Below are 15,371 nucleotides of genomic sequence, written 5' to 3' on the forward strand. Positions count from 1 at the left end.
GCAGCATCCGGGTTACTGCCCCGCGGCTTCCGCGCCGCGCGTGCGCGGATCGGGCGCCCCAAGCGGCCCGTTCGGCGTCACGAGAATCGAATTGGCGGATGTCTGTCCCATCGGCTCGATGATGAGATGGTCCATCGCCTTCAGCTCGACCAGCACGTCCTCCGGGAAACCGCGCTCGATGCGCACCTCGTCCGGCAGCCATTGGTGATGCAGCCGCGGCGCAGCAACGGCGGCGGCCACATCCATCCTGTAGTCGAGCACGTTGACGATCACCTGGAGCACGGTCGAGATGATGCGGCTGCCGCCGGGCGATCCCGTCACCAGCACGGGCTTGCCGTCCTTCAGCACGATGGTTGGCGACATCGAGGACAGTGGCCGCTTGCCGGGCCCCGGCAGATTGGGCTCGAAGCCGACGAGGCCATAGGCGTTGGAGGCGCCGACCGCGGCGGTGAAATCGTCGAGCTCGTTGTTGAGCAAAACGCCGGTACCCTCCGCGACGAGGCCGACGCCGTAGCTGAAGTTCAGCGTGTAGGTATTGCTGACGGCGTTGCCGCGACTGTCGACGACGGAAAAATGCGTGGTGTTGGTGCCCTCGCGCGGCGCAGCCGGAGCGGAAACCAGATCCTTCGATGGCGTGGCGCGAGCGGTGGAGATGCCGGCGCGCAGTCTTGCCGCGTAGTCCTTCGCGGTGAGTGTCTCGATCGGCGCATTGACGAAAGCGGGGTCGCCGAGATAGCGCGCGCGGTCCGCATAGGCGCGCTTCATGGCCTCGATCAGCAGATGCAGCGATACCGGCGAGCCCTGTTTCAGGTCTGCAAGCTGAAATCCCTCGAGGATGTTGAGCGTCTCCACCAGCACCACACCGCCCGACGAAGGTAGCGGCATCGAGACGATGTCGTAGCCGCGATAGGTGCCGCGCACCGGCGCGCGGATCACCGCCTGATACGCCTTCAAGTCCGCCGGCGTCATGATGCCGCCTGCATCCGAGACGGCCTTGGCGAGCCTGTCCGCGACCGCGCCCTCGTAGAAGCCGCGCGCGCCCTGCGCCGCGACGGCCGAGAGCGTCTCGGCGAGATCGCTCTGCATCAGCCTGTCGCCTTCGCCGAGCGGCGTGCCATCGGGACGCGAGAAGATTTTTGCCGAGGACGGCCATCGCGCGAGGCGGCGATGCCAGCCCGGCAAGGTATCAGCCAAGTCGTCGCTGACGATGAAACCATCGCGAGCAAGCGAGATCGCGGGTTCGAGCAATTGCGCCAGCGTGAATTGGCCCGAGCCGTATTTCTCCAGCGCCAGAGTGAGACCTGCCACCGTGCCGGGCACGCCAACGCCGAGCGCGGAATCGCGCGACTTCGCGGCGTCGGGTTTGCCGTGGGGCCCGAGGAAGATCTGCGGTGTGGTCGCCGCCGGCGCGGTCTCGCGATAGTCGATCGTGACGTCCTCGTTGCGTTCGGCCGAATGGATCACCATGAAGCCGCCGCCGCCGATATTGCCGGCGCGCGGATAGGTCACCGCCATGGCAAAGCCGGTGGCGACTGCGGCGTCGACCGCATTGCCGCCGCGCCTGAGGATGTCGGCGCCGACTTGCGCGGAGATCTTCTCCTGCGCCACCACCATGCCGTGCTCAGAGGGAACCGCATGCACGCTGTCGAGCGCGGGCGGGACATAGGCCCGCCGCGCATCCTGTGCGGACGCCGGCGCAAGTCCAAACGCCAGAGTGGCAATGAAGGCGAAAAACGCACGCCTTGTCGAATATGTCGACATCATCAAGCTTCCGCCGTGGCCTCGGGCCAGTTCACACGCGTCGCTTCAATGCTATACGGTTTGCCCCGAGACAGGCAAAACTGTTCGTGAAAAGGACTGCATGATGACGTCGATCGCCCCGGATGTGCGCATGGCCGGCGTGCAGCGCACCTATCCGCCGCGCGCGGCCGTCGTCAGCTGGATCTTCTTCGACTGGGCCGCACAGCCTTATTTCACGCTGATCACGACTTTCGTGTTCGCGCCCTATTTCGCCACCAGCATTGCGCCAGATCCCGCCACTGGCCAGTCGCTGTGGGGCTTCGCGATGGCGGCAGCGGGTCTCGCCATCGCGCTGATGTCGCCGGTGCTCGGGGCCATCGCGGATGCGTCGGGCCGCAGGAAGCCGTGGATCGCAGGATTTGGTGCGCTGCTGGTGCTGGCCGCCTGCACGCTGTGGATCGGCAAGCCCGGTGATCCCTCCATCATTGCGCCTCTGCTGCTGGCCGTCGCGCTCGCCAGCGTCGGCGCCGAATTCGCCACCGTCTTCAACAACGCGATGATGCCGACCCTGGTGCCGCCGGAACGGATCGGCCGGCTCTCGGGCACCGGCTGGGCCACCGGTTACATCGGGGGCATCGTCAGCTTGATCATCGTGCTCGGCTTCCTCGCAGCCAATCCCGAGACCGGCCGCACGCTGCTCGGATTCAAGCCGTTGTTCGGGCTCGATCCGGTCAGCCATCAGGGCGATCGCATCGTCGGACCGCTGACCGGGCTGTGGTTCATCATCTTCGTGATGCCGCTGTTCCTGTTCACGCCGGATTATCCGGCGAAGCGCCCGGTGCGCGAGGCGCTGCGCGAGGGACTGTCCGAGCTGAAGCGATCGATCAGGAGCTTGCCGCAGCAGAAATCGCTTGCGGCGTTCCTGCTCGCCAACATGATCTACACCGACGGCCTGGTGTCGCTGTTCGCGTTCGGCGGCATTTATGCCGCCGGCACGTTCGGCTGGCACACGATCCAGATCGGCAGCTTCGGCATCATGCTGGCGATCGCCGGCACGTTCGGCGCATGGCTGGGCGGCAAGCTCGACGATTCGCTGGGGCCGAGGCGCGTGATCACCGGCAGCTTGCTGCTCCTCTTGCTCGCTGTGGCGGCGATCCTTCTGGTCGACAAGGACAGCGTGCTGTTCGTCGCGGTCGCACCGCCTCAACAGGGCGCTCCCCTGTTCTCGAGCGCGGCCGAACGCGCCTATCTTGTGCTGGGCTGCCTGATCGGTGCCGCCGGCGGGCCATTGCAGGCGGCTTCGCGCACGCTGCTGATCCGGCTCGCGCCGAAAGACCGCATCGCGCAGTATTTTGGCCTGTTCGCGCTGACGGGGAAAGTGACGTCCTTCATCGGCCCGCTGCTGATCGGAATGATCACCGCGGTGACGGCGAGCCAGAAAGCCGGCATGGCCGTGCTGGTGGTGTTTTTCGTTGCGGGGCTGGGACTGCTGATGCGGGTGCGGGATTAGCCGCACCACGCGATCTCACCGCCGTCATTGCGAGCGCAGCGAAGCAATCCAGAATCGTTCCGCAGAGGAAGTCTGGATTGCCTCGTCGCTTTGCTCGTCGCAATGACGAGGTCGATGGGATCGTCGTCGCTCTTGCAGCCCGTTACGCCGACAGACTCAATGCCTGAAGTGCCGCGTGCCCGTGAACACCATGGCGATGCCGTGCTCGTCGGCGGCCTTGATCACCTCGTCGTCGCGCATCGAGCCGCCGGGCTGCACAACGGCGGTGGCGCCGGCTTCAATGCAGGCGAGCATGCCGTCGGCGAACGGGAAGAATGCGTCCGACGCCACCACCGAGCCTTTGGTGAGCGGCTCGGCGAGCTTCAGCTCGGCGGCCGCGTCCTGGGCCTTGCGTGCCGCGATCCGGGCTGAATCCACCCGGCTCATCTGGCCCGCGCCGATGCCGACGGTGGCGAGATCCTTGGCATAGATGATGGTGTTGGACTTGACGTGCTTTGCCACGCGGAAGGCGAATTTGAGGTCGCGCATCTCGGCATCCGTGGGTGCACGCTTGGTCACGACCTTGAACGTCATGTCATCGACCACGGCGTTGTCGCGGCTCTGCACCAGCAGGCCGCCGGCCACCGTCTTGGCGGTAAGGCCGGGTGCGCGCGGATCGGGGAGGCTGCCGGCGAGCAGCAGGCGCAGATTCTTCTTCCCGCCGATGATGGCGATGGCTTCCTCGCTCGCGTCGGGCGCGATGATCACCTCGGTGAAGATCTTCGTGATCTCGCGCGCGGTCTCGGCGTCGAGTGCGCGGTTCATCGCGATGATGCCGCCGAACGCGGATGTGGAATCGCAGGCCAACGCCTTGCGATAGGCATCGACGAGGTTCGCGCCTTCGGCGACGCCGCAGGGATTGGCGTGCTTGACGATGACGCAGGCCGCGGTGCGCTTGGTGTCGAACTCGCCGATGCATTCATAGGCCGCATCGGTGTCGTTGATGTTGTTGTAGGAGAGCTCCTTGCCCTGCAGTTGCCGTGCGGTGGAGACGCCCGGGCGCTTGTCGGGCGTCGCATAGAACGCCGCGGTCTGGTGCGGGTTCTCGCCATAGCGCAGCGGCTGGATCAGCCTGCCGCCGAAGGCGCGGAAATCCGGCGCGTCGATCTCGAGCTGGCGATTGAACCAGTTCGAGATCGCGGCATCATAGGCCGCGGTGCGCGCATAGGCCTTTGCGGCAAGGCGGCGGCGCAGTTTCAGCGTGGTCGCGCCGTTGTTGGCGGCGAGCTCGTCGAGCACGGCCTGATAGTCCTGTGCCTCGACCACGACGGCGACGTCGTCATGGTTCTTGGCGGCGGCGCGGATCATCGCGGGGCCGCCAATGTCGATGTTCTCGATGCAGTCCTCGAAGCCGGCGCCTTTGTCGACGGTGGCCTCGAACGGATAGAGGTTGACGACGAGAAGGTCGATCGGCGCGATGCCGTGCGCCTTCATCGCCTCCGCATGCTCCTTGTTGTCGCGGATCGCAAGCAAGCCGCCATGCACCTTGGGATGCAGCGTCTTGACGCGGCCGTCCATCATCTCCGGAAAGCCGGTGAGGTCGGAAACGTCCTTCACCTTCAAGCCCGCCGCAGCGATCGCCTTGGCAGTGCCGCCGGTCGAGACCAGCTCGACATCATGCCCGGCAAGCGCCTTGGCGAATTCGATCAGGCCGGTTTTGTCGGAAACGGAAAGCAGAGCACGGGTGACGCGGCGGGGATGGTCAGTCATGAGCAAGATCCTCTGTATTAAGGAGTGTCTATGCCCAGGCGCGCGGCGGATATGTGTCGCGCTTCCCGATGGTGCTCCATCCAAGGTCGCCAGTCGCGCGAACGAGGGCTCGATAGCAGCTTTTGGCCGTTTTCACAACGACGAGATGAGGCCGAATCGAGCGCGTCTACAGCGGAAGTTCCGGCTCACGACGGGCGTTGCGGCGGGCGTTGGTGACCGCGGGCGACGCGGTGGAGCGGACAAAGCTCCAGCGGATCGAGGGCGCCTGGCGGGCATCCTGCCGGATCACGATCTGCGCGGTGCGGCGCGGCCCGTCGTTACCGGCCAGGAACACGCTGTCCTCGAGGTCGACCTTGTCGTCGAGCGCCTCGAAGGTCCAGACGTCGCGGTTCGGCAGCACCAGCATGACGCCGCGGGCATCCGACAGCCGGCTCGCCTTCACCGCGGGATGCAGATGGAAGCGCAGCGCGTAATCGGCGTCGGCGCCCTTGAAGCGCCCGCCTTGCGGCGGAGACAGCGTGTCCTCGCCGTCGATGCGCGCACCGTCATTGGCGATCATCAGCACGCGGCGATGGATCGCGCCGAATTTGGCGAGATAACCGTCATGCGACGTCGTCAGCAGCGTGCCGTTCTGCACGATCTCGCGATAGCTCTCGACCTCGACCGGGCCGCTGGTGACCGGCGAGCCGTGCAACAGGCGCTTCATCGCCGACATCTCGACGAACTGGCACGAGGACGTCTCGTGATAGGTCAGCGTCGAATGCGCCGCGGTGCCGCGCGCGAACGGCCGCCAATTGTCGCGGCCGGTGGTCGGCATGCCGCAATTGGTGACGATGCGGCTGATGCCGGAGGACAGTTCGAACGACAGGCAGCCGGCATGGGCGTCGTGGCTGACTCCGGCCGGCGGCGGTGGGCCCGTGTCGATGATCACGGTGGTCTGGCCGGCATCGAGGCGCTGGAAACCGGTATGCGGCATGTTCGCCATCGGCGCGCCGTGGGTGTCATCATAGGCGAGCAGCGTCGCGAGCAGGTCCGACGGTGTCGCGCTCATGCCGTTGAACAGTGCAAAATTGCCGTCGCCGTGGCGGAAGAAGCGCAGCATCGGCATCATGCGGTCGATCGCATTGAGCAGCGCCGGCGGCGGCGCGATGTTGCGTGCGGCAAAGGTCTGCCGCAGCGGCAGCAGGTCGATCAGGAGCTCGATCAGCGCACCGGGATTGCGGGATATGTGTCCGCCGTCGGGCAGGATCTGCCGCTGCAACTCGTCCGAAAGCTTTTTCGACGCGCTGCGGATCTGTCCCGCCTGGTTGGCGAGGCACAGTGAAGCATAGCACAGCGCGATCAGAACCTGCAGCTTCGGCACACCATCGGGAATGTCGACCATGGTGTAGCGCAGCAAGCGGATCTCGCGCGCCAGCGCGCGCAGATAACGACGGTAGAATTTGTTGTCGGTGTCGTTGAGCACCAAAGGTGCCTGCGACAGCAGCGAGATCACGCGCCGTGCCAGCACGTCGGCGCGCCGCGCGACGGCGCGGCGTTTGTTGCTCGGATTGGAGATCCAGTCCTCGACCAGCGCGCGTGCATTCGCGCGCGTCAGCGCGGTGTCGGCGGCACGCAAATGGCGCAGCCAGCCGAAGCCGAGCAGCGCGACTTCCCAGTCCTCCGACGGCGGTTCGAGATCGAAGATCGAGCGGCCGTGGCAATTGACGATCTTGCCGGCGAAGACGAAGCGGCCGGCATAGATCTCGGCGGCCCGCGTCGCATCCGCGGTGCGCAAATCGTGCGGAGCGATGATCAGCCTGTCCGTGCGTCCCGGCCAGACCCGCGACAGCGCAACAGAACCGCCGCTCGCGCGCGCGAGCATGTTCCGCGCGAAGCGGTTCATCACCAGCGTCGAGATACGTCTGCGTTGAGCGACCGACACGCCTTGCCTTGAAGGGGGAGAGGATTAGCGACGAATCCTTATTAATCCCAAAATCGGACGGCTGACACCACCTTGAACGGGTGCGAATCAGCGCCGCCGCAAAAACCGGTGCAAAATCAGGATTTAACGAGCCGGGCCGCGTAGAATCCGTCGAGCCCGCCGAGCTTGGGATCTGCGTTCGGAAGGTGGCTGGGCAGGGTGCGCAGGTCCCCGTCAGCGGTGATGATCTCGCCGAGCCCGGACACCTCGGAAGCGTCGATCGGGACGCGGCGCAGGCCAGGCTCCGCTTGCAGCAGCGTGGCGATCGCCTGCTCGCCCTCTTCGGGTTCCAGCGAACACGTGCAATAGACCAGCGTGCCGCCGGGCTTGAGCAGCGAGACGGATTTCCTGAGCAGACGCTGCTGGAGCGCGGTCAGGGGGGCGATGTCGGATTCCTGCCGCAGCCATGCGACGTCGGGATGTCGTCGGATCGTGCCGGTCGAGGTGCAGGGCGCGTCGATCAGGACGCCGTCAAAACCTTCAGCCGGGCCGGCCCAGTCGACGGCGTCAGCGACGACGGTCTCGGCCTGGAGCGACAACCGCGCCAGATTCTCGCGCAGACGTGCCACCCGGGCCGGTGAGCGGTCGAGCGCCGTGACATGCGCGCCGGCCAGCGCCAGTTGCGCGGTCTTGCCGCCGGGGGCGGCGCAGAGATCGGCGATGGACTTGCGCTTGATGTCGCCGAACAGTCGCGCCGGCAGCGCGGCGGCGGCGTCTTGCACCCACCATTGTCCTTCGGCGAAGCCAGGAAGCACCGTCACCGAGCCGTGCAGCACCGTACGCACCGATCCGGTCGGCAACACCTCGCCATGCAGCCGGCTCGCCCATTGCGCGGGGTCCGACTTCACGGTGAGATCGAGCGAAGGCTCATGGCCGAGGGCCAGCGCCATGTCTCTTGCGGTGGCCTCGCCGTAATGCGCGCTCCAGCGCGCGACCATCCAGGGCGGCAGGTCCAGCGATTGCGCAGCGACCTCGTCCACCAGCGCCTTGCCTTCGCGCGCGCAGCGGCGCAGCACGGCATTGACGAGGCCGGCATAGCGCGCGGCGCGCCGGTCGGATTGCACGAGGCGGACGGAGAGATCAACGGCGGCGTGATCGGGCACGTCCATCCAGAGAATCTGCGCGGCACCGATCAGGAGCGCACTCTGCGCGCGCGGCGCGTCGGTGGGAATGCCCTTGTCGAGCAGGCGGGACAGCACATGGCCGAGCGTGCCGAGCCGGCGCAGCACCGTCGCGACCAGGCGCCGCATCAGCGCGCGGTCGCGGTCGGCCAGCGTCTTCAGTCCGGGATGAGCGCCGCTGCCGTCGAGCTGGTCGTCGAGCGTGCGGTGCTTGTGCAGCACGCCGTCGATGATGTCAGCAGCAATCCGCCGCGCCGCGAGACCGGGCACTTCGGACGGAGGAGCGAAACGTTGAGATGGCATGCGGCTTAAGGTTCTTAGCGAGCGGCAGTTCCGCCGAGGGGGCGCATGCCTTAACAAACCAGATGTGGCACGCGAATATGCCAAATGTAAGAATGGCCTGCCGCGTTTACATCCCGTCGGGACCATTTCAGCAATGCGTTATTGGACGTCGCAGGTTTTCCGATCCTGCGCTAGGAACCCGGACGATGAGTGACGAGCCCTCCGTTCCCGATCGCAAGCAGCTCCCGCCGGCCGCCCAGCGCGCGCTGGCCGAAGCCGAGGCGCGCCGGCAGGCCGCGGCGGCGCATGCCGCAGCGGCACCGAAGGAATTGCAGGGACCGAAGGGCCCCGAACCGACGCGCTATGGCGACTGGGAACGCAAGGGCATCGCCTCGGACTTTTGAGGCACCGGCTCTCGCTACCCTTGCCCGCCCGGCCGACTCAGCCCTAGCGTGCGCGGATGCCGCGTTTCGACCCCAGCCATCCCTATCGGCCGTCCTATAGTGGTTCGCCATTCGGCCGCCACTTCGCAGGACTGTTGCCGTGGATGTTCGTGGTCGGCGTCATCGTGGCGATCGTGCTGGTCTTCCGGCACGGGGCCAGCTGGCCCATTCCGTATGCGAATGACGGACAATCGCGCGATGCCGAGATCATCCTGCAGCAGTCCGGCAGCTCCGACACGCGTCACCCGGTCGACGTCGTCCGCACCATCGATGGCGACACCTTCCTCGCGCGTGTGCACCAGCGCGACGGCCGCGACCTGGTCGCGCGTGTCAGGCTGCGGGGTATCGATGCGCCCGAGATGAAGGCGTCCTGCCAGGATGAGCTGGACAAGGCCGAAGCCGCCAGCGACGCGCTGCGCAACCTGCTTGGCCAGGGCGGCGTCACGATCTTCAATCTTGGCCAGGACAAATACGGTCGCGTTCTCGCCGACGTTGCGACCAGACGCACCGCCAATGTCTCGGCGGCGCTGCTCGCGGGCGGTCACGTGCGCAGCTACAATGGCGGTCACCGCGACGGCTGGTGCGCGCGGGGCTGGCGCTTCTGGTGACAAGAAAGGCCGCGTCGTCGGACGCGGCCTTTGCAACTCCGTGCCGATGCCGGCGATCAGCGCGTCACGACAACCGTCGTGCCGACGGAGACGCGGCTGTAGAGATCGGTGATGTCGTCGTTGAGCATGCGGATGCAGCCGTAGGAGACGAAACCGCCGATCGAGCCCGGCACGTTGGTGCCGTGGATCGCATATTCGCCGCCGGCCAGCGTCATCGCCGCAACGCCCATCGGGTTATGCGGCGAGCCGCCGGGAATGACGTCGGGAATGCTCGGCTTGTCGCGCTTCACCTCGGCGGGCGGCGCCCACGCCGGGTTGCGATACTTGCCGTCGATGCGGGTGGTCCCGGCCCACTGTTTGCCGGACTTGCCGACGCCGACCGGATAGCGCACCGCGTGGCCGTTATCGAGGATGAGATAAAGCCGCCGCTCGTTGGTTTTCACCACGATGGTGCCCGGCGAATAATCGGCCAGGTGCGTCCCCACCATTTCCGGACGCGCCTGCGCCGCCGTCGACATCAAGATCCCGGCCCCGATGGTGGCGGCAAACGCCACTGCAATCCTCATCGACATCAATTTTCCCCCTCGCCCGAACGGGTCGTCCAAATTCACGCAGAACCGGCAATTGCCGGCTTGCCCCGACATTCTTAACCGCGCCTGTTAACCGGATGGTTTCCACACGCGGCCGCCAAGGGGCCGCCAGCACGGGGAACAAAGGAAATGTTCGAAATAAAGTAAATGACCTGAAAACAACACTCGGCGGGAAAGGTGCGGCCGTAGCCGCCTGCGTCCTGACAAGAGCGTGAGGGTGTGAACCGCGGTTGTTGTAGGGGGCTTTGAAGCCCGGTCTCGTGTCCGGACAAGGCGCGGCACGAAGTGACGCGGCGCAGAGCGGGACCCCGCTCTTTGCGCGTGGAGAGTTGGGCCCCGGATCTGCAGCGAACCGCGACTCGACGATGCTTCGCATCGCCAGGAGTGCGCGCTGGGCTGCGTCCGGGGTACGAGGCCTTGGCTTACGCCGGCTTCTTGTTCTGCCGGTTCTTGACGAGATCATCGACGACGCCGGGATCGGCCAAAGTCGAGGTGTCACCGAGGCTGCCCGGCTCGTCCTCGGCGATCTTGCGCAGGATGCGGCGCATGATCTTGCCGGAGCGGGTCTTGGGCAGGCCGGGCGCGAACTGGATCTGGTCGGGCGAGGCGATCGGTCCGATCTCCTTGCGCACCCAGGTGACGAGCTCCTTGCGCAGGTCGTCGGTCGGCTCGATGCCGGACATCAGGGTGACGTAGGCGTAGATGCCCTGGCCCTTGATGTCGTGCGGGAAGCCGACCACGGCGGCTTCCGAGACCTTCTCATGCGCGACCAGCGCGCTCTCGACTTCGGCCGTCCCCATGCGGTGGCCGGAGACGTTGATGACGTCGTCGACGCGGCCGGTGATCCAGTAATAGCCGTCGGCGTCGCGCCGGCAGCCGTCGCCGGTGAAATACTTGCCCGGGTATGTCGAGAAGTAGGTCTGCTCGAAGCGGGCGTGATCGCCATAGACGGTGCGCATCTGGCCCGGCCAGGAGCGCGTGAGGCAGAGATTTCCGGTGGTCTCGCCTTCCAGCGTCTTGCCGTCGGCATCGACAATCTCGGGCACCACGCCGAAGAACGGCTGCGTCGCCGAACCCGGCTTGAGTTTCGTCGCGCCCGGCAGCGGCGTGATCAGGATGCCGCCGGTTTCGGTCTGCCACCAGGTGTCGACGATCGGACAGCGGTCATCGCCGACGACGCGGTGATACCATTCCCAAGCTTCCGGATTGATGGGTTCGCCGACCGAGCCGAGCAGGCGCAAGCTCGCGCGCGAGGTCTTCTTCACGGGCTCGTCGCCGCTCTGCATCAGCGCGCGGATCGCCGTCGGGGCGGTGTAGAAGATGTTGACCTTGTGCTTGTCGATGACGTTCCAGAACCGCGAATTATCCGGGTAATTCGGCACGCCTTCGAACATCAGCGTGGTCGCGCCGTTGGCGAGCGGTCCGTACAGAATGTAGCTGTGGCCGGTGACCCAGCCGACGTCGGCCGTGCACCAGTAGATGTCGCCGTCGTGATAGTCGAAGACGTATTGATGCGTCATCGACGCGAACACGAGATAGCCGCCCGAGGTGTGCAGCACGCCCTTGGGCTGGCCGGTCGAGCCCGAAGTGTAGAGGATGAACAGCGGATCCTCGGCGTGCATGTGCTCGGCGGGGCACTCCGTCGTCACCATCGCCGCCGCCTCGTGATACCAGAGGTCGCGGGTGGGGTTCATGTCGACCTTGCCGCCGGTGCGCTTGACCACGACGACCCAGTCGACGCCGTCGGCCTTGGCGAGCGCCGCGTCCACATTGGCCTTCAGCGGCACCTTCTTGCCGCCCCGCAGGCCTTCGTCCGCCGTGATGACGACCTTGGATTGGCAGTCGTTGATGCGCTGGGCGAGGCTATCGGGCGAGAAGCCCGCGAACACCACGGAATGGATCGCACCGATCCGTGCGCAGGCCAGCATCGCGTAGGCCGCTTCCGGAATCATCGGCAGGTAGATGGTGACGCGGTCGCCCTTCTTGACGTTGCGGGTGCGCAGGATGTTGGCCATCCGGCAGACCTCGTCGTGAAGCTCCTGATAGGTGATGTGCTTCGACTGCGAGGGATCGTCGCCTTCCCAGATGATTGCGGTCTGGTTGGCGCGATTGTGCAGATGCCGGTCGATGCAGTTATGGGCGACGTTGAGGATGCCGTCCTCGAACCATTTGATCGAGATGTTGCCGGGCGCGAACGAGACGTTCTCGATCTTGGTCGGCGCGTGCATCCAGTCGATGCGCTTGGCCTGTTCGGCCCAGAACGCGTTCGGGTCCGAGATCGAGCGCGCGTACATGTCCTTGTACTTGGCCTGGTCGACCCAGGCGCGCTTGGCCCATTCCGCGGGGACGTCGTAGATCTTCTCGGACATGTTTCCCTCCACCTGCGGCAAGCCGGGCGCAGGCCGCCGGCGAGCCGACTTGATCATTGAACCGATTATGTGCCGGGCTAACCGGACCCGACAAGGAGCACAAGCTGGACCTTCGGCGGGCAGCCGGCCATGCGGAGGATCAAGGCACCGGGTGTGGCTGTCATAGATCTGAAAGAGCCTGAGGGGAGGGCCTCGGGGTCTTTACCGAGATGCTGGGAATGGGCCGGCGCAGAGGCCCCATGCGCCGTATGCGGTATCCAGAGACCGTCTGTCACTGATTCGGGACTCGCAATGCTGTTCGGAACACCCTAAATGGCCAACCCGGGTCCCAAGGGACCGTCCGAGGACCCCTTGGAACAAAAATCAGAACAGCGGCATTGACCGACAACAGACAGGGCTAAGGCTTAAGACCATGATGGATCAGCAGAATCTCGGGACGATACGGCCCGCTTCGGCCGATCCTGCTGCTGTCGCCCTGGCCAAGGCCCTCGGACAATGGCCGAAACCGGCCGGTTCCAGCCGTCTCAGCCCGAAAAAGGTGTTCGACACGGCGCCCCCGACCTCGGTCGAAGCGATCGCCAAGGAACTGGGCCTGCGGCTGGGCGACCAGAATGAGCTTAAGATCCGGCGCATCAAGCGCGGGAAGGGCTATGCCTTCGTCCGCCCCAATGGCGCGCATATCCGCGACGCCCGCACGATCCGGCGGCTGCACGCCATGGCGGTGCCGCCGGCCTATCGCGAGGTGCGCTACTCGGCCGATCCAAGCTCGCATCTGCAGGCGGTGGGACGCGATGCCGCGGGCCGGCTGCAATATCGCTATCACGCCGACTGGGAAAAGGTCCGCGAGCACCGCAAGGCGCATCGCCTGGAGAAGCTGGTCGGCGCGCTGCCAAAGATCCGGCGCAAGGTTTCCGCGTTCCTGTCGGGCGACGAGCCGACGCGCGAGTTCGCGCTCTCGGCCGTGATCGAGCTGATCGCGCGCACCGCGATCCGTCCCGGCAATGAATCCTATGCCCGCCTCAACGGCACCCGTGGTGCGACCACGCTGCTGAAGTCCAACGTCACACTCGAAGACGATTGCTTCGTGCTGACCTTCAAGGCGAAGGGCGGCAAGGCGGTCCGGAAAGAATGCGACGCCGCCAAGCTGGTGCGCGCCATCGGCATTCTGCAGGGCGTTCCCGGCAAGCGCATGTTCCAATACCGCGACGCCTACGGCATCGTGCGCGCGGTCAGCACCACGCAGGTGAACGCGTTCCTGCGCGAGATCGCCGGCATCAAGATCTCGCTGAAGGATTTCCGCACCCTGATGGCCTCTGCCGTCGTCGTCGAATCGCTGTCGCGGATCACGCCGGCGACCAGCCAGCGCGGCCGCAAGAAGCAGGTGCTGGATGCGATCCGCGCCGCCGCCGACAAGCTCTCCAACACGCCAGCGATCTGCCGCAAGAGCTACGTTCACGACACCATCGTCACCGCCTTCGAGGACGGCATTTTGGAGCGCTTTGCCGCGACCATGAAGGGCCAGCGCTCGCAGGCGAGGCGCGAGCAGTTGTTGCAGCAGGTGGTTGCGACCGCGGCGGTGTAGGCGAGCTGCGGTAAACTAGACCCCGCCCATTTTGCAGACGAGCTTCCATTCCTCAGCCGTCACCGGCTGCACCGACAGCCGCGAATATTTTACCAGCGCCATGTCGGCGAGCTTCTTCTCGGCCTTGATGGCGGCCATCGTCACCGGCGTCTTCAAGGGCTTGTCGGCCTTGATGTCGACGCAGACGAATTTCCCGGTCTTGTCGGTCGGGTCGGGGTAGGCTTCCTTGATGATCTCGGCGATGCCGACGATCTCCTTGCCCTCGTTGGAATGATAGAAGAACGTCTTGTCGCCCTTCTTCATGTTCACGAGGTTGATGCGCGCGGTGTAATTGCGCACGCCGGTCCAGGCTTCGCCCTTGGCGCCCTTCGCCACCTGCTGGTCCCAGGACCACACCGACGGTTCGGATTTCACCAGCCAGTACGCCATGTTCATTCCTCTGACTTGAACGGCCGCGTCAGCAGCCCCGAGATCGCGGCATCGATCGTGCTCCGGCCGCCCAGGATCGAGGCGACGGCTTCCGATACCGGCATCTCGATGTCTTGCGAAGCCGCGAGCTCGATCAGCACCGGCGCGGTGAACTCGCCCTCGGCAAGCTTGCCGGCGGGCGGCTGCTCGCCACGGCCGAGTGCGAGGCCGAGTGCGAAATTGCGTGATTGCGGGCTCGCGCAGGTCAGGATCAGGTCGCCAAGACCGGACAGGCCGGTGAGTGTCTCGTGGCGCGCACCCAGTGCGCGGCCGAGCCGCGTCAGCTCGGCGAAGCCGCGGGTCGTGAGTGCGGCCTGCGCGGAGGCGCCGAGCTTGCGCCCGACGGCGATGCCGACCGCGATCGCCAGCACGTTCTTGGCGGCGCCGCCGATCTCGACGCCGCGGATGTCGGTCGAATGATACGGCCGGAACGTGGGCGAGCCCAGCGCCTTCACCATCGCGCTTGCCAGCGCGTCATCCTTGGCCGCCAGCGTCACCGCCGTCGGCAATCCGCGCGCGACGTCGTCGGCAAAGCTGGGGCCCGACAGGATCGCCGGCTGCGCGTGCGGTGCGGCTTCGGCGATCACGTCGGTCATGAATTTGTGGGTGCCGTGCTCGATGCCCTTGGCGCAGGCGACGATCGGCACCGGCCTTGCCAGATGCGAGGCCAGCATGTTGACCGCGCCGCGCAGATGCTGCGCCGGCGTCGCGATCAGCAACATGTCCGCGCGCGCGGCTTCCGCGAGCTCGTGCGTGATGATGATCTCCGGCGCCAGCCGAACGCCGGGCAGCCGTGGATTTTCGCGGGTCGATGCGATCCGCGTCACATGCTCCGCATTGCGCGCCCACAGCGTTACGCTCCGCCCGGCACGCGCCGCCACTGTCGCCAGCGCCGTGCCCCAGGCACCCGCCCCGATCACCGTGACCGAGTCGAAGGCAGCCATCG

The 15,371-nt window shown here is 66.0% G+C and carries 12 protein-coding genes and 1 riboswitch; of the genes, 4 read left to right on the forward strand and 8 right to left on the reverse strand.

Annotation, left to right across the window (positions count from 1 at the left end; all coding sequences use genetic code 11):
- Window positions 1–12 precede the first annotated feature (12 nt).
- Complete coding sequence (gene ggt, locus FNV92_RS01230) at window positions 13–1,764, reverse strand: gamma-glutamyltransferase (RefSeq protein WP_143842552.1); 1,752 nt, start codon at window positions 1,762–1,764, stop codon at window positions 13–15.
- A gap of 100 nt (window positions 1,765–1,864) precedes the next feature.
- On the opposite strand from ggt, the gene FNV92_RS01235 reads away from it, so the two are divergent.
- Entirely contained in the window at window positions 1,865–3,250 is a 1,386-nt protein-coding gene (locus tag FNV92_RS01235) for an MFS transporter (protein WP_143842551.1), read from the forward strand.
- 156 nt (window positions 3,251–3,406) lie between these two features.
- On the opposite strand, the gene purH is transcribed toward FNV92_RS01235, so the two are convergent.
- The 3 genes from purH to FNV92_RS01250 all read right to left on the reverse strand — a co-directional run bounded on the left by purH (window position 3,407) and on the right by FNV92_RS01250 (window position 8,386).
- A complete protein-coding gene (gene purH, locus FNV92_RS01240; RefSeq protein WP_143842550.1) occupies window positions 3,407–4,999 on the reverse strand; it encodes a bifunctional phosphoribosylaminoimidazolecarboxamide formyltransferase/IMP cyclohydrolase in 1,593 nt (530 codons plus the stop codon).
- A 25-nt stretch (window positions 5,000–5,024) separates the two neighbouring features.
- Window positions 5,025–5,106: riboswitch (ZMP/ZTP riboswitch) on the reverse strand.
- A gap of 59 nt (window positions 5,107–5,165) precedes the next feature.
- Window positions 5,166–6,884, reverse strand: coding sequence for a heparinase II/III family protein (locus tag FNV92_RS01245; protein WP_168213776.1), 1,719 nt, complete (start codon window positions 6,882–6,884; stop codon window positions 5,166–5,168).
- A 155-nt stretch (window positions 6,885–7,039) separates the two neighbouring features.
- Window positions 7,040–8,386, reverse strand: a complete 1,347-nt coding sequence (locus FNV92_RS01250) for an RsmB/NOP family class I SAM-dependent RNA methyltransferase (protein ID WP_143842548.1) — start codon at window positions 8,384–8,386, stop codon at window positions 7,040–7,042.
- 185 nt (window positions 8,387–8,571) lie between these two features.
- On the opposite strand from FNV92_RS01250, the gene FNV92_RS01255 reads away from it, so the two are divergent.
- Together FNV92_RS01255 and FNV92_RS01260 are read left to right on the forward strand one after the other, a co-directional pair.
- On the forward strand, window positions 8,572–8,769 hold the full coding sequence (locus tag FNV92_RS01255) for a DUF1674 domain-containing protein (RefSeq protein WP_143842547.1): 198 nt from the start codon (window positions 8,572–8,574) through the stop codon (window positions 8,767–8,769).
- 56 nt (window positions 8,770–8,825) lie between these two features.
- A complete protein-coding gene (locus FNV92_RS01260) occupies window positions 8,826–9,416 on the forward strand; it encodes a thermonuclease family protein (RefSeq protein WP_143842546.1) in 591 nt (196 codons plus the stop codon).
- Window positions 9,417–9,472: 56 nt separating this feature from the next.
- Here the strand turns inward: FNV92_RS01260 and FNV92_RS01265 are convergent, their stop codons facing one another.
- Window positions 9,473–9,988: a L,D-transpeptidase gene (locus FNV92_RS01265; protein WP_143842545.1), complete on the reverse strand. Its 516-nt coding sequence runs from the start codon at window positions 9,986–9,988 to the stop codon at window positions 9,473–9,475.
- Between the two features lie 440 nt (window positions 9,989–10,428).
- On the reverse strand, window positions 10,429–12,375 hold the full coding sequence (gene acs / locus FNV92_RS01270; RefSeq protein WP_168213396.1) for an acetate--CoA ligase: 1,947 nt from the start codon (window positions 12,373–12,375) through the stop codon (window positions 10,429–10,431).
- A 412-nt stretch (window positions 12,376–12,787) separates the two neighbouring features.
- On the opposite strand from acs, the gene FNV92_RS01275 reads away from it, so the two are divergent.
- Complete coding sequence (locus FNV92_RS01275) at window positions 12,788–13,957, forward strand: DNA topoisomerase IB (protein WP_143842544.1); 1,170 nt, start codon at window positions 12,788–12,790, stop codon at window positions 13,955–13,957.
- Between the two features lie 15 nt (window positions 13,958–13,972).
- Here the strand turns inward: FNV92_RS01275 and FNV92_RS01280 are convergent, their stop codons facing one another.
- Both FNV92_RS01280 and FNV92_RS01285 read right to left on the reverse strand, forming a co-directional pair.
- Complete coding sequence (locus FNV92_RS01280) at window positions 13,973–14,386, reverse strand: EVE domain-containing protein (RefSeq protein WP_143842543.1); 414 nt, start codon at window positions 14,384–14,386, stop codon at window positions 13,973–13,975.
- Between the two features lie 2 nt (window positions 14,387–14,388).
- On the reverse strand, window positions 14,389–15,369 hold the full coding sequence (locus FNV92_RS01285) for an NAD(P)H-dependent glycerol-3-phosphate dehydrogenase (RefSeq protein WP_143842542.1): 981 nt from the start codon (window positions 15,367–15,369) through the stop codon (window positions 14,389–14,391).
- Window positions 15,370–15,371: the final 2 nt, after the last annotated feature.

Origin of the sequence: Bradyrhizobium cosmicum, assembly GCF_007290395.2 — a bacterium.
In the GTDB taxonomy this organism is placed as follows: Bacteria; Pseudomonadota; Alphaproteobacteria; order Rhizobiales; family Xanthobacteraceae; genus Bradyrhizobium; species Bradyrhizobium cosmicum.